Below are 13,556 nucleotides of genomic sequence, written 5' to 3'. Positions count from 1 at the left end.
ACTGACAAAGGAGTCACCACCGTGACCGCGTCGCCCATGACCACCGCGCCCGCAGGCTCGCCCGCTGCGCCCACACTCTCGCTCGCCGAGCACGAGCAGGTCGTCCACTGCTCCGACCCGAAGTCCGGCCTGCGCGCGATCATCGCGATCCACAACACCGCCCTCGGCCCGGCGCTCGGCGGCACGCGGTTCTACCCGTACGCCAGTGATGACGAGGCCCTCGCCGACGTCCTCCGGCTCTCGCGCGGCATGTCCTACAAGAACGCCGTCGCAGGCATCCCGCACGGTGGCGGCAAGGCCGTCATCATCGGCGACCCGGCGACCCTCAAGACCCCCGAGCTGCTGCGCGCCTACGGCCGGTTCGTCGAGAGCCTCGGTGGCCGCTATGTCACCGCGTGCGACGTGGGCACCTACGTGCAGGACATGGACCTCGTGGCGCAGACGACGCGCTTCGCGACCGGCCGCTCCCCCGAGAACGGCGGCGCCGGCGACTCGTCGGTCCTCACCGCCTTCGGTGTCTTCCAGGGCATGCGCGCCGCCGCCCAGCACGTGTGGGGCGAAGCCACCCTGCGCGGCCGTCGCGTCGGCATCGCCGGCGTCGGCAAGGTCGGACGCATCCTCGCCGGACACCTCATCGAGGACGGCGCCCAGGTCGTCGTCACGGACGTCAACACCGCCGCGGTCACCGCCCTCCAGGCCACCCACCCCTCCATCGAGGTCCTCGGCGACGTCGCCGCCCTCGTGCGCGACGACCTCGACGTCTACGCCCCCTGCGCCCTCGGTGGCGCGCTCGACGACGACACCGTCGACGTCCTCAAGGCGCGCATCGTCTGCGGTGGCGCCAACAACCAGCTCGTCAGCGAGGGTGAAGGCGGCACCGCCGACCGACTCGTCTCGCGCGGCATCACCTACTGCCCCGACTTCCTCGTCAACGCCGGCGGAGTCATCCAGGTGAGCGACGAGCTCCTCGGCTTCGACTTCGCGCGCGCCAAGGTCGGTGCCACGGCGATCTTCGAGCACACCCTCGAGGTCCTGCGCACCGCCGATGAGCGTGGCGAGAGCCCCGCCGCTGCGGCCGACCACATCGCGGAAAAGCGCATGGCTGCCGGTTCGTCGACGATCTGGCTCCCCCAGCACTGAGGCTTTTCACCCCCAGCACGGCGTATGCCGGGTGCTCACCTCCCGAGGTGAGCACCCGGCATACGCAGGGAAGTTGCGACACCGTCTCAGCAAGTCGACCCCTGGAGCGGAAACACTCTGGGCTGATGTAGCGTTGTCCCCACGACATACACACGATTCCCGGGACCACAGCTCGACTTGGGATGACCCTCTGAGGGCCGTCCCTTTTGGGTATGTCGCCCGGCAGACGCACAAGGGGGTCTCGCCATGGGGCGCGGCCGAGCAAAAGCCAAGCAGACCAAGGTGGCACGGGAGCTGAAGTACTACAGCCCCGACACTGACCTGAGCTCGCTTGAGCGAGAACTCCACGGTAGTTCTTCGACGCTGCCTTCGACTCGGGTCGCCGAGCCGGAGACCGACGAGGACGACGACTACGACAAGTGGGTCAACGGGCGTCGTTGACGCCTGACCTCACGCTCGACCCTCTTTCGCACGTCCTCGTGCGGCATACGTCTTCTGCCGCCTGAGATCTGACATGCTCACGGGCATGACTGACGTGCGCACAGCCGACGCTGCCAAGCGCCTCGGCGTCGAGACCACCGGCATCGAGATCATCGACGAGGCGGAACGCACCGCCGCGCCCCGAGATCTCTTCTGGCCGTGGTTCGCCGCCAACGTGTCGGTGTTCGGTGTCTCCTACGCGGCCTTCGTCCTCGGTTTCGGCATCTCGTTCTGGCAGGCCGTCGTCGTGACGATCATCGGCGTCGTGGTGTCGTTCGCTCTCTGCGGCATCATCGCGATCGCCGGCAAACGCGGATCGGCCCCCACCATGGTGCTGTCGCGCGCCGCGTTCGGCGTCAAGGGCCAGAAGGTCCCCGGCGTGATCTCGTGGCTCACCTCGATCGGCTGGGAGACCTTCCTCGCGATCCTCGCCGTCCTCGCGACCGCGACGATCTTCGAGCGCCTCGGCTGGGGCGGCGGCACCGGGACCAAGATCGTCGCCGCAGTCGTCGTGGCCGCCATGATCGTGGCCGCGGCCGTCGCCGGCTATCACATCATCATGCGCATGCAGTCGGTCCTGACCTGGATCACCGGCATCATCACCGTCCTCTACGTCGTCATGACGTTCAACCACCTCGACTGGTCGGCCGTGTCGGCCCTGCCGTCCGGAAGCATCGGCGCCATGGTGGGGGCCCTCGTCATGGTCATGACCGGTTTCGGTCTCGGGTGGATCAACATCGCCGCCGACTGGTCGCGCTACCAGCGCCGTGACGCCAGCGGCACCGCGATCGTCGGCTGGAACACCCTGGGCGGAGCCCTCGCCCCGGCCCTCCTCGTCTGCTACGGCCTCGCCCTCGCGGGCTCTGACAAGAAGGTCCTCGAGGGCATCGGCGCCGACCCCATCGGGACGCTGGCCACGCTGCTCCCGACGTGGGTGCTCGTGCCCTTCCTCATCGCGGCGATCCTCTCGCTCGTCTCCGGGGCCGTCCTCGGCATCTACTCATCCGGCCTCACCCTGCTCTCCCTCGGGGTGCGCATCCCGCGGCCGATGGCGGCGCTCGTCGATGGAGTCATCCTCACCCTCGGCACGTTCTACGTCGTCTTCGTCGCCGAGAACTTCATCAACCCGTTCCAGTCGTTCCTCATCACCCTCGGAGTGCCTCTGGCCTCGTGGGCGGGGATCATGATCGCCGACATCGCGCTGCGCAAGCGTGACTACGACGACGACGCCCTGTTCGACTCCACCGGCCGCTACGGCGCCTTCGACTGGGTGTCGATCGGGACGATGGTCGTCACGTCGGTGCTCGGCTGGGGTCTGGTCGTCAACAACTACGCCGACGACGCCGCCTGGAACAACTGGCAGGGCTTCCTGCTGCACCCGTTCGGCCTCGGCACGTTTGTCGACGATCCCGCTGGGTCCTACTGGGAGGGGACGTTCGCCTACGCCAACCTCGGCGTGCTGCTGGCCCTCGTCCTGTCGTTCGCGGTCACCTACGTCGCGCGACGTGGCACGGTGCAGCGCCAGGAGAGCGGGGCATGACCCGAGCGGCCGTCGAGTCCGTCGAGCCGCTGGAGGACGAGTGGCTCGTCATCATCGACCCGCAGGTGATCTTCGCCGACCCGAAGACCAGCGCGTGGGGTTCGCCCATGTGGGCAGAGACGGTGCCGCGCATCGCGCGTCTCGCGGCGGCATACGCCGGTCGTGTCGTGGTCACCCGGTTCGTCGCAGACCCGGGCCTCGGCGGATCGTGGGCGGACTACTACGACGACTGGCAGTTCGCGCTCGTCCCCGACGAGAACCCTCTGTATGCCGTGGTGCCCGAGCTCGCTGACCTCGCCGACCATGTGGTCACGCAGGGGACCTTCGGCAAGTGGGGTGCGCAGTTGCGGTCCGTTGTTGGCGACCAGGCGCGGATCGCCCTCGCGGGGGTGGCCACCGACTGCTGCGTCATTGCCACCGCGATCCCTGCGGGCGATGCCGGTGCGAGCGTGCGCGTCATCGCTCAGGCGTGCGCGGGCTCGAGCGTCGAGAAGCACGAGCAGGCCCTGGGCGCCATGGAGATGTTCGCCCCCCAGATCACCGTGATCTGACCGCCTCGGGGACTCAGTCGCCGCGGACCGGTTCGTTCGCGGCCTCGAGATCGACGTGGTCACGCATCGCCATGACCCCGCTGGGAGGTCCGCTGGACGGACGTGCCTTCGGCGTCGTCCCGGGGTGACTACCGACGACCTGCACGGAGCCGCCGTCGACGCCCTTGGCACCTCGCACGACCTCGACGCCGTCCTCGATGTGAGCGTCCTCGAGCGCCGTCACCTCGCCCATCGGCCAGGCGACGATGCCGCTCGTGGCCAGGGTGGCCACGGCCAGCTCGGCCTGGTCTGCAGGCAGCATGGCCACGAATCCGACACCCATGTTGAGGGTGCGCTCGATGTCGGCCTGCGGCACCCGACCCAGCTGCTGGATCGTGGAGAACACCGCGGGCGGCGTCCACGTGCCGCGGTCGATGCGGGCGAACACGTCGTCGGGCAGGACGCGGGCGAGGTTGGCCGCGAGGCCGCCGCCGGTGACGTGCGAGAGGGCATGCAGGTCGAGGCCGTCGGTGGCGATGAGGTCGAGCAGATCGCGCGAGTAGACGCGGGTCGGCTCGAGCAGCTCCTCACCCAGGGTGCGGCCGAACTCGTCGACGTGACGATCGAGCGCCCACCCGGCGTGCGCGACAACCTTGCGCACGAGCGAGTAGCCGTTGGAGTGCAGACCCGAGCTGGCCAGACCCAGCACGACGTCTCCGGTGCGAACCCGCTGGGGGCCGAGTACGGCGGCATACTCCACCACGCCGGTGGCGGCTCCGGCCACGTCGTACTCGTCGGGCTCCAGCAGTCCCGGGTGCTCGGCCGTCTCGCCACCGATGAGCGCCACCCCGGCCTGCTCGCAGGCCCGGGCGATGCCGCCGACGATCGCAGCGATCCGCTCGGGCACGACCTTGCCGGTCGCGATGTAGTCGGTCATGAAGAGGGGCTCGGCGCCACAGACGACGATGTCGTCGACGACCATGCCGACGAGGTCGAAGCCGATGGTGTCGTGGATGTCGAGGGCCTGCGCGATGGCGACCTTGGTCCCCACACCGTCGGTCGACGTGGCGAGGACCGGGCGGTCCATGCGGGCGATGGCAGAGGCGTCGAACATGCCCGCGAACCCACCCAGCCCGCCGAGCACCTCGGGTCGGGTCGCGCGACGCACGTCGGCCTTCATCAGCTCGACGGCCTTGTCACCGGCCTCGACATCGACACCGGCCCCGGCATAGGTGATCTGTTCGCCCTGACTGCCCATATCGCTCACGCCCGAGAGCCTATTGCCCGGACCATCACGGGCGACGGACGGCCTCGGCGGCACCACCAGCGGCGGTGACCGAGACCCGATCGACGTCGAGCGTGCCCACGTCGGAGGCGTCGCTCTCACCAACCTCGACGGGGAACTCGAGCTCGAGCAGGCCCTTGCCGCCGCGCTCACTGGACGGCATCTCCAGCGGATAGGTCCCGGTGAAGCAGGCCGAGCAGAGGATCTCGCGCGGCTGGTCGGTCGCCGCGATCATGCCGTCCTCGGAGATGTAGCCGAGGGAGTCAGCGCCGATGGAACGACAGACCTCCTCGACCCCGATGCCGGTCGCGATGAGCTCGGCCCGGGTCGCGAAGTCGATGCCGTAGAAGCAGGGCCAGCGCACCGGCGGCGACGAGATGCGCACGTGGACCTCGGCCGCACCGGCCTCGCGCAGCATCCGCACGAGGGCGCGCTGGGTGTTGCCGCGCACGATCGAGTCGTCGACCACGATCAGTCGCTTGCCCTTGATGACCTCACGCAGCGGGTTGAGCTTGAGCCGGATGCCGAGCTGACGAATGGTCTGCGACGGCGCGATGAACGTGCGTCCGACGTAGGCGTTCTTGACGAGGCCCTGGCCGTAGGGGATGCCCGACTCCTGGGCATAACCGATGGCCGCAGGTGTGCCCGACTCGGGCGTGGGCATGACGAGGTCGGCGTCGACGGGGTGCTCACGCGCCAGCGTGCGACCCATCTCGACGCGAGCCTCGTGCACGACCCGACCGTTGATCGTCGTGTCGGGGCGAGCGAGGTAGACGTACTCGAAGACGCAGCCCTTGCGGTCGGGCTCGGCGAACTTCTGCGAGCGCAGGCCGTCCTCGTCGATGGCGATGAGCTCTCCCGGCTCGACCTCACGGATGAAGGACGCACCGACGATGTCGAGCGCTGCCGTCTCGGAGGCCACCACCCAGCCACGCTCCAGGCGACCCAGGACGAGGGGACGGATCCCCTGGGGGTCGCGGGCGGCATACAGGGTGTGTTCGTTCATGAAGACGAAACAGAAGGCGCCGCGCAGCTTGGGCAGGACCTCGAGGGCAGACTCCTCGAGCGTGCGGTCCTCGTCGGCGGTCAGCAGGGCGGTGACCAGCGCGGTATCGGTCGTGTTGCCTCGCCCAAGCTCGCCACGATGGGCCTCGTCACCGTTGGCGGCGTCGACCATGTCGCGCAGCTCGGCGGAGTTGATGAGGTTGCCGTTGTGGGCCAGGGCGACCGTGCCGCCGTCGTGACCGCCGAGCGTCGGCTGGGCGTTCTCCCAGATCGAGGCACCCGTGGTCGAGTAGCGGCAGTGACCGATCGCGAGGTGACCGGTGAGGGACCCGAGGGATCGCTCGTCGAAGACCTGCGAGACCAGGCCCATGTCCTTGTAGACGAGGAGGCGTCGGCCGTTGCTCGTCGCGATGCCCGCAGACTCCTGGCCGCGGTGCTGCAGCGCATAGAGCCCGTAGTAGGTCAGCTTCGCGACATCTTCGCCGGGAGCCCAGACACCGAAGACGCCACAAGCGTCCTGGGGGCCCTTCTCGCCGGGCATCAGGTCGTGGGTCAGTCGTCCGTCTCCGCGTGCCACACTCCAAGTGTCCCACGGGTTCGCGGGACGCTGGCGCGCCGCTCCAATCCGTGGCGGCCCTCGCACCGAATGGCTTGCCATGGACGCATCTGAAGGACCGACCGCACCTCGTTGGCCGTATGCCGTGAGCGGCCTTCTGGCCGCCCTTGGTGGTGCCGCTGCTGGTCACCTCGTCGCGGCCCTTGTCTCCCCCGAGTCCTCACCGGTTCTTGCCGTGGGCTCGCAGGTCATCGACGCCACGCCCACGCCGGTCAAGGAATGGGCCGTCAGGACGATGGGGACCAATGACAAGCCCGTCCTCATCGGCAGCGTCGCCATCGTCACGCTGATCTTCGCCGCCGTGGCAGGACTGATCTCCCGACGCCACCCCACCGTGGGTCGTCTCATGATCGTCGTGCTCGCTGCGCTGGCCGCGGCCGCCGCGATCCTGCGGTCGACCGCGGGACCGACCGACGTCATCCCGGGTCTGGTGACCGGCCTCGTCGGGGTTGGCCTGCTCGTCCTCCTGCTTCGCCTCATCCCGCGCGCTGGGGGCGCGGGAGAGGTCGAGAGCCCCACCGACCACAACGCCCGTGCGACCGGAGAGGCGAGCCCGGCCGGCCGCCGCGCCTTCCTGCTCGGTGCTGGTGGCGTGACCGTCGGCGCCGCTGCCGTGGGCGCCTTCGGCCAGAAGCTCACGAGCGACGCGATCGCCCCCTCCAACATCGCCCTCCCCGCCCCCGCAAAACCGTTGCCTCCGCTCGTGCAGGGGATCGAAAGCAAGGTCAAGGGCCTCACGGCGTTCCGCACCCCCAATGCCGACTTCTACCGGATCGACACCGCCCTGGTCATCCCCCGCGTCGACGCCGACTCCTGGGAGCTGACCATCGACGGCGAGGTCGACAAGCCCTTCAAGCTGACCTACGCCGACCTGCTCAAGATGGACCTCATCGAGAAGGACATCACGATGTGCTGCGTCAGCAACGAGGTCGGCGGTGGCTACATCGGTGGCGCTCGCTGGCTCGGGGTCCCCGTGCGAGAACTGTTGGAGCGGGCGGGAGTTCGCTCTGGCGCCGACCAGATCCTCAGCACGTCCGTCGACGGCATGACCATCTCCACGCCCGTGCAGGCGCTCACCGATGACCGCGAAGCCCTGCTCGCGATCGGGATGAACGGCGAGCCCCTCCCCCGCCGCCACGGCTACCCCGTGCGGCTCGTCACGCCCGGCCTCTACGGCTTCGTCGGATCAACGAAGTGGCTCAAGAGCCTCACTGCCACGACGTATGCCGCCAAGAAGGCCTACTGGACCGAGCGCGAGTGGGCGACCGACGGACGGATTCTCACGCAGTCCCGCATCGACACCCCTCGCGGGCTCTCCACCCTCAAGGCCGGCAAGAACGTCATCGGTGGCGTGGCCTGGGCCCAGGGCCGCGGCATCGAGAAGGTCGAGATCCGCGTCGACGACGGCCCCTGGCAGAAGGCCACCCTCGGACCGGACGCCAACGTCGACTACTGGCGCCAGTGGTTCTTCGAGTGGGATGCCACCGCCGGCCGACACGAGCTGACGGTCCGCGCGACCGACCTCACCGGCGCCGTCCAGACGGAGAAGCGGGCCTCACCGTTCCCCCGCGGTGCCACCGGCTGGCAGACCATCCCCGTCAACGTCGAGTAGTCCGGAACCCGCAGCAGACCCTTGCGTCCGCACGGATGGCCCAGCACCTGGCCATTCGTGCGGACGCACTTCTGTGTGGGAGGTGAGTGGCCGGCATACCCGGCGGTAGAAAGTTGGAAAAAAGTTTGGGGAGCACCAATCCGGGTCTGTGGCAGTGGCGAATAAGAGATGTAAGCCAACCCGCCTCAAGGAGACGACCATGAAGCTCACCCACCGCACCGCCGCCCTCGCCCTCGCATTGTCACTGCCCCTCGGCCTCGCGGCCTGTGGCAGCTCCGATGACACGGACACGGGCTCGACGACCTCGTCGTCGACCACCTCGGCACCCGCCCCCTCCGAGTCGCCCTCGGCCTCGGCTGACGACATGTCGGCCAAGCCCTTCGGCGCCGGCTGCGCCCAGGTCCCGACCACGGGCGCCGGTTCGTTCGACGGCATGATGACCGCTCCGGTCGCCACCGCCGCGAGCGCCAACCCGCTCCTCAAGACCCTCGTGACCGCAGTTGGGGAAGCCGGCCTCGTCGACACCCTCAACACCGCTCCGGCACTCACCGTCTTCGCCCCGATCGACAGCGCCTTCGCTGCCCTTCCCAAGGCCACGATGGACGCCGCGATGGCCGACCCCAAGGGTCTGCTTACCAAGGTCCTGACGAACCACGTCATCGAGGGCAAGATTGCTCCCGACAAGATCGCCGGTGAGCACAAGACCCTCGGCGGCGGCACCATCACCGTTTCGGGCAGTGGCGAGGACTTCAAGGTCGGTGACGCCAGCGTCATCTGCGGCAACGTCCAGACCGCGAACGCCACCGTCTACATCGTCGACAAGGTGCTCCTCCCGGCCATGTGATCGATGCCCACAACAGGCTCGATGAACGAACAAGAGACGAAGTAGGCAATCATGGTCGTCATGGCAGCAGTCGGATCAGGTAACACACCTTCGCCGGCTGCTGCCATGGGACCGGATCTCGGCGCTCTGCTGACTCGCTCCGCTCGCGGTGACGAGGCAGCGTTCGCTCAGCTCTACGACGCCACCGCCGCCAGGGTTCACGGTCTGGTCGTCCGGGTCGTTCGCGACCGGGCACAGAGCGAAGAGGTCACACAAGAGGCCTTCCTCGACATCTGGCGGCACTGCACCCGGTTCGACCCCTCACGGGGATCGCCCCTCTCGTGGATGCTCACCATCGCGCACCGCAAGGCCGTTGACCGGGTTCGCTCGGCCGAAGCCAGCAAGGCCCGCGAAGTGACCTACGAGACCACGACCACCGAACGCGAGCACGACTCAACTCTCGAAGAGGTTGAGGTTCGGCTCGACCAGCAGCGTGTACGCCGCGCACTGGCCACACTCACCGAGACCCAACGGGGCGCGATTGAGCTGGCCTACCTCGGCGGACACACTCACACCGAAGTCGCAGCACTCCTGGGCATACCGCTCGGAACGGCCAAGACTCGGATCCGAGATGGACTCATCAGACTGCGCGACACCTTGGAGGTGACGGCATGAATCCAGACACCCACGCTTTGGCAGGTGCATATGCCGTCAATGCTGTGACCGACGAGGAGCGACGCTCCTTCGAGATCCACCTCGACCTGTGCGAGGACTGCCGCGCCGAGGTGGCCGAGCTGCAGGCAGCCGCAGCCGCCATGGCCATCGACGTCGAACTTCCTCCCCCTCCTCCTCTGCGTGCGTCGGTCCTCTCGGCCATCTCGCAGACCCGCCAGCTCTCACCGATCACGTCGGTGGAGCAGGTCCCGGCCGAGTCGATCGAGTCGCTCGAGACGGCTCCTGTGACCGATTCAGCCCCTCTGACCGTCTCGGCAGCGCCGGCATCGGCTCCTGTCGACGAGCTCGCCGCCCGCCGCCGCCGGTTCCGGGTGCAGCCCTGGCTGGCGGCCGCCGCCGCCGCAGCCGTCTTCGCCGTTGGCGGAGCCGTGTGGCAGCCCTGGAACGACGACGCACCGCGACTGACCGCGACCGAGCAGGTCCTGAGCGCCAGCGATGCACAGCGCGTCGAACAGCCGATGGGGACCTCCGAGATCACGATCGTGCGCAGTCCCTCGCACAAGAAGGCCGTCTTCCTCGCCGACGCGATGCCTGAGGCACCCTTCGGCAAGGCCTACCAGCTCTGGTTCGATGTGCCCGGCCAGGGAATGGTCAGCGCAGGCCTCATCCGGGGCAGTGGCGCCGTGACGATCCCGATGCAGGGTGACGCGACCATTGCGACCGGTGCCGGGATCACCCTGGAGCCGGCCAGCGGGTCCGAGCACCCGACGACCGCCCCCGTCGCCCTCTTCTCCTTCGCCTGACCGAGGGCTCGGGTCAGGGTTTGCGGCGACCGCTCAGTGCGAGGGTCAGCCCGCCCACGACGACCAGCGGTCCGATCACGGCCCAGAGCGTGACGCCCGACATGGCGCTACCGCCGATGACGCCCAAACCCTGAAGTCCCCAGATGGCGCCGATGACCATGAGCACGACGCCGAGAATCACTCGCACCCGGGGACTCATGACTGCCGCTCGAGGTCGGTGTGGCGCGGTTCGTTCAGGGCTGCCTTCTGGGAGTGATCCACATCCGCACGCTACTCGTCGACCGGCTGACTACCAGCCACCGGTTCAGGAGTGGTGTGCCGCGGCGTGTCGTGACGGTGTCGGTATCGGCTGATCGTCACGCGGTCGGTGTGGATAACTCAGCGGCCGAGTCTCGCGTTTCACCCAGACTGAAGTGGTGGATCTGGTGCGCGAGCTGGAGGTCTTGGGCGGGATCAGCTCGCGCAAGGCCCTCCTCGGGGTTGCCACGCGCGCCCAGATCGAAGCCGCCGTGTCGCGCGGCGAGATTTGCCGAGTGGGCCGAGGGCGGTACGCCATCCCGACGGACATCGAGGCCAAGGCTGCCGCCCATGAGCTCAAGGGCACCGCCATCCTGCTTTCCGCGGCAGCTCACTGGGGCTGGCAGCGCAAGTGGTCACCGCGACTGCCGCAGGTCGCTGTGCCGCGGGGTCGCAAGGTCGCGCCGGACCAGTCCCGCCGGGACGTGCGCTGGCGCGACATCTCAGTTGACGACATCGTCGACGGTTGGGTGACGTCACCCCACAGGACAGTCATCGACTGCGCGGTGCTGCTGCCCTTCGACGAGGCCCTGGCCATCGCTGACTCCGCCCTGCGGTCCCGCAAGGTGCGCCGCTCGGAGTTGCGTCAGCTCGCCGCGAATCTCGACCCGCAACTGCGCCCACGCGTTCTCGGCGTTCTCGACCAAGCCAACGCTGAGGCCGCCGGGCCCTTCGAGTCGGTACTTCGTGCGATTGCGCTCGACGTTGCGGGGCTCAGGGTGGAGGCCCAAGTGCGCATCGACGACTCCGCCGGATGGATCGGCCGCGTCGATCTGGCCGACCTCCACCTTCGGCTCGTCCTCGAGGCGGACAGCATGGAGTACCACGGAGAGCGGTCTGCGCAGGATCGCGACTGTGCGCGCTACACCCGACTCACCACGAGTGGGTGGCTCGTGTTGCGCTTCACGTGGGAACAGGTCATGCATCAACCCGATTGGGTTCGCGACCAGGTCAAGGCTGCTGTCACACTCCGGCTCGGGCAGGACCTGTGCTGCCTGCCGGAGAACTACCAACCGGTGGTCGCCTGGGTCACGACACGCCGGTCAGGGCCACTCGCCAGGGTCGACTGATGGTCGGGCGGTCAGCGGTTGCGGCGCTCCGACAGGGCTTCCAGGAAGACTGAGACCCCCGCCGCGAGCAGACCGACGACCAGCGCGCCCAACAAGCCCATGTAGCCGACAGCCGATGACGTGGCGTACTGACCCTGCGACACCTGGCTCGAGGACTCGAGACCGCGGTAGAGACCGAAGAAGCCACCGATCGCAAAGCCCACCACCGCTCCGGTGATGAGGATGCGGAGGTGGTTGGGGCGACGAACCTGACTGCTCACGGCCTCCACGCTACTTGCCGTTCGCCGCCGCGACGACACCGGAGGCGACGGCCTCGAGCGTTGCGAGCGACCCGGCATACGGGGAGTCGGATCGAGGCCAGTGCGTGATGGTGTCAGTGAAGCCCAGCTCGGCCGCGCGCCCGGTCATCTCCTCGTAGACCCCCACGGATTCCAGCGAGAACTGCGGTGACGCGTCGAGCAGGAGATAGCGGTCGATCCCCTCGGAGCCTGCGGTCGCGGTGAACTTCTCCGCGAGCCCGGCGACACCCGTCCACCAATCGTCGAGCGTCTCTGCCTTGACCCCCGTCGTGACCCAGCCCTGCCCGTGGGCGGCAGCCAGCCGCAGCGAGCGCGGCCCGTTGGCAGCCACCACGAAAGGCACGCGATCGCGAACGGGACCCGGCAGCGTCCGGGCGTCGCGGACGGCATACCACTGTCCGTCGTGGTCGACGTGGTCCTCGCGCAGCAGCCGATCCAGCAACGGGACGTACTCATGGAAGCGGTCGACCCGAGCCTTGAGCGCATGCGACTCCCCCAGCACCGACGAGTCGAGGTCGCCACCGGTCCCGAGCCCCGCAATGAACCGCCCGCCCGACAGGTCGTCGAGCGCCAGGACGTCACGCGCAAAGACGTAGGGGTGGCGGAAGTTCGGCGAGGTCACGAACGTCCCCAGCCGGATCGTCGACGTCACGCCCGCGGCAGCCGCCAGCGTCGGCACCGCCGGGAACCACGCACTGTCGGGGAGCCCGCCCCACACGAGGTGGTCATAGACCCAGGCGTGCGCGAAGCCCATCTCCTCGGCCGCCTGCCAGCGCGGTCCGGCCTCACGCCAGGGCAGGTCGGGCAGGATCGAGATTCCGTGTCGCATGAGGTTTCAGCCTTCGGTGTCGGGAAAGAGCGGCAGGTATGCCGTGAGGTCGGCTCGCGTGCCGCTCACCCGCAGGCGCCCGTCACCGGCCGCGTCGGTCAGGCTCTCGTGGCCGACGGCGAGGGCGAGCCACGTGGCCGCGTCCGTCTCGATGACGTTGGGCGGGGTGCCCCGACGGTGCTGGAGCCCCTCGACGCACTGCACGACACCGAAGGGTGGGACGCGCACCTCGACGCTCCGGCCCGGGGCTCGCACGCCCAACTCCTCGAGCGTGAAGCGCACGGCGAGGGCAGTCGTGGGCCGGTCGACAGCCTCGCCCGCCCGCTCTGCCGTGGCCCACGAGGTGAGGGCGGCGCGACCGTCGGCGACAAGAATTCGGCGACGGGGCGGCATACCCGTCATCGTAGTTCTGTTGCCGATCGTGCTCAGGGCCGACCGCTCGTCATGGCGATTTCACAAATAGTTATGCAGACGCGGTGACTCGCTTCGGTTCTTGGGGCAGCATGGTCGAGTTGCCGGGACCCTGCCCGGCGTGGATGGTTCCCCCGGAGG

At 68.6% G+C, this 13,556-nt stretch carries 15 protein-coding genes; 9 read left to right on the top strand and 6 right to left on the bottom strand.

Going from position 1 to position 13,556, the window contains the following annotated elements:
- Positions 1 to 21 precede the first annotated feature (21 nt).
- The 4 genes from JNB_RS15520 (at position 22) to JNB_RS15505 (ending at position 3,711) form a co-directional block, all read left to right on the top strand.
- Positions 22 to 1,140: a Glu/Leu/Phe/Val dehydrogenase gene (locus JNB_RS15520; protein WP_202795234.1), complete on the top strand. Its 1,119-nt coding sequence runs from the start codon at positions 22 to 24 to the stop codon at positions 1,138 to 1,140.
- Between the two features lie 246 nt (positions 1,141 to 1,386).
- Complete coding sequence (locus JNB_RS15515; protein ID WP_009777458.1) at positions 1,387 to 1,581, top strand: DUF3073 domain-containing protein; 195 nt, start codon at positions 1,387 to 1,389, stop codon at positions 1,579 to 1,581.
- A gap of 85 nt (positions 1,582 to 1,666) precedes the next feature.
- Positions 1,667 to 3,160, top strand: coding sequence for a cytosine permease (locus JNB_RS15510; protein WP_040885025.1), 1,494 nt, complete (start codon positions 1,667 to 1,669; stop codon positions 3,158 to 3,160).
- Entirely contained in the window at positions 3,157 to 3,711 is a 555-nt protein-coding gene (locus JNB_RS15505; RefSeq protein WP_009777456.1) for a cysteine hydrolase family protein, read from the top strand. Before JNB_RS15510 ends, JNB_RS15505 begins: the two co-directional genes overlap by 4 nt.
- A 13-nt stretch (positions 3,712 to 3,724) precedes the next feature.
- Here the strand turns inward: JNB_RS15505 and purM are convergent, their stop codons facing one another.
- Both purM and purF read right to left on the bottom strand, forming a co-directional pair.
- Complete coding sequence (gene purM / locus JNB_RS15500; protein WP_009777455.1) at positions 3,725 to 4,948, bottom strand: phosphoribosylformylglycinamidine cyclo-ligase; 1,224 nt, start codon at positions 4,946 to 4,948, stop codon at positions 3,725 to 3,727.
- 34 nt (positions 4,949 to 4,982) lie between these two features.
- Complete coding sequence (gene purF / locus JNB_RS15495; RefSeq protein ID WP_009777454.1) at positions 4,983 to 6,557, bottom strand: amidophosphoribosyltransferase; 1,575 nt, start codon at positions 6,555 to 6,557, stop codon at positions 4,983 to 4,985.
- A 79-nt stretch (positions 6,558 to 6,636) separates the two neighbouring features.
- Between purF and JNB_RS15490 the strand changes: the two genes are divergently transcribed.
- From JNB_RS15490 to JNB_RS15475, 4 genes are all read left to right on the top strand, one after another.
- Positions 6,637 to 8,208, top strand: coding sequence for a molybdopterin-dependent oxidoreductase (locus JNB_RS15490; protein ID WP_009777453.1), 1,572 nt, complete (start codon positions 6,637 to 6,639; stop codon positions 8,206 to 8,208).
- A 199-nt stretch (positions 8,209 to 8,407) separates the two neighbouring features.
- Entirely contained in the window at positions 8,408 to 9,052 is a 645-nt protein-coding gene (locus JNB_RS15485) for a fasciclin domain-containing protein (protein WP_009777452.1), read from the top strand.
- A gap of 51 nt (positions 9,053 to 9,103) precedes the next feature.
- Positions 9,104 to 9,706, top strand: coding sequence for an ECF RNA polymerase sigma factor SigK (gene sigK, locus JNB_RS15480; protein ID WP_040883893.1), 603 nt, complete (start codon positions 9,104 to 9,106; stop codon positions 9,704 to 9,706).
- Positions 9,703 to 10,509 (top strand): anti-sigma factor, encoded by an 807-nt coding sequence (locus tag JNB_RS15475; protein ID WP_040883891.1) that lies wholly within the window; start codon positions 9,703 to 9,705, stop codon positions 10,507 to 10,509. Before sigK ends, JNB_RS15475 begins: the two co-directional genes overlap by 4 nt.
- A 13-nt stretch (positions 10,510 to 10,522) precedes the next feature.
- On the opposite strand, the gene JNB_RS15470 is transcribed toward JNB_RS15475, so the two are convergent.
- A complete protein-coding gene (locus JNB_RS15470; protein ID WP_040883889.1) occupies positions 10,523 to 10,708 on the bottom strand; it encodes a hypothetical protein in 186 nt (61 codons plus the stop codon).
- 217 nt (positions 10,709 to 10,925) lie between these two features.
- On the opposite strand from JNB_RS15470, the gene JNB_RS15465 reads away from it, so the two are divergent.
- On the top strand, positions 10,926 to 11,876 hold the full coding sequence (locus JNB_RS15465) for a DUF559 domain-containing protein (RefSeq protein WP_009777448.1): 951 nt from the start codon (positions 10,926 to 10,928) through the stop codon (positions 11,874 to 11,876).
- Positions 11,877 to 11,887: 11 nt separating this feature from the next.
- On the opposite strand, the gene JNB_RS15460 is transcribed toward JNB_RS15465, so the two are convergent.
- The 3 genes from JNB_RS15460 to JNB_RS15450 are packed head-to-tail and all read right to left on the bottom strand — an operon-like array spanning position 11,888 to position 13,397.
- On the bottom strand, positions 11,888 to 12,136 hold the full coding sequence (locus JNB_RS15460; protein WP_085942717.1) for a hypothetical protein: 249 nt from the start codon (positions 12,134 to 12,136) through the stop codon (positions 11,888 to 11,890).
- Between the two features lie 10 nt (positions 12,137 to 12,146).
- Positions 12,147 to 13,004 carry an LLM class flavin-dependent oxidoreductase gene (locus JNB_RS15455; protein ID WP_009777446.1) on the bottom strand — a complete coding sequence of 286 codons (858 nt, stop codon included), beginning with the start codon at positions 13,002 to 13,004 and terminating at the stop codon, positions 12,147 to 12,149.
- 6 nt (positions 13,005 to 13,010) lie between these two features.
- A complete protein-coding gene (locus tag JNB_RS15450; protein WP_009777445.1) occupies positions 13,011 to 13,397 on the bottom strand; it encodes a sterol carrier family protein in 387 nt (128 codons plus the stop codon).
- Positions 13,398 to 13,556: the final 159 nt, after the last annotated feature.

The sequence above is a fragment of the Janibacter sp. HTCC2649 genome (assembly GCF_000152705.1).
Classification (GTDB): Bacteria; Actinomycetota; Actinomycetes; order Actinomycetales; family Dermatophilaceae; genus Knoellia.
This window is presented reverse-complemented; position numbering and strand designations above follow the sequence as displayed.

Coding starts and splice junctions, on each gene's coding strand:
- JNB_RS15510 (WP_040885025.1), top strand. CDS start 1,667: ATGACTGACGTGCGCACAGCCGACGCTGCCAAGCGCCTCGGCGTCGAG.
- sigK (WP_040883893.1), top strand. CDS start 9,104: ATGGTCGTCATGGCAGCAGTCGGATCAGGTAACACACCTTCGCCGGCT.
- purM (WP_009777455.1), bottom strand. CDS start 4,948: ATGGGCAGTCAGGGCGAACAGATCACCTATGCCGGGGCCGGTGTCGAT.
- JNB_RS15490 (WP_009777453.1), top strand. CDS start 6,637: ATGGACGCATCTGAAGGACCGACCGCACCTCGTTGGCCGTATGCCGTG.
- JNB_RS15475 (WP_040883891.1), top strand. CDS start 9,703: ATGAATCCAGACACCCACGCTTTGGCAGGTGCATATGCCGTCAATGCT.
- JNB_RS15450 (WP_009777445.1), bottom strand. CDS start 13,397: ATGCCGCCCCGTCGCCGAATTCTTGTCGCCGACGGTCGCGCCGCCCTC.
- JNB_RS15455 (WP_009777446.1), bottom strand. CDS start 13,004: ATGCGACACGGAATCTCGATCCTGCCCGACCTGCCCTGGCGTGAGGCC.
- JNB_RS15515 (WP_009777458.1), top strand. CDS start 1,387: ATGGGGCGCGGCCGAGCAAAAGCCAAGCAGACCAAGGTGGCACGGGAG.
- JNB_RS15505 (WP_009777456.1), top strand. CDS start 3,157: ATGACCCGAGCGGCCGTCGAGTCCGTCGAGCCGCTGGAGGACGAGTGG.
- JNB_RS15470 (WP_040883889.1), bottom strand. CDS start 10,708: ATGAGTCCCCGGGTGCGAGTGATTCTCGGCGTCGTGCTCATGGTCATC.
- JNB_RS15485 (WP_009777452.1), top strand. CDS start 8,408: ATGAAGCTCACCCACCGCACCGCCGCCCTCGCCCTCGCATTGTCACTG.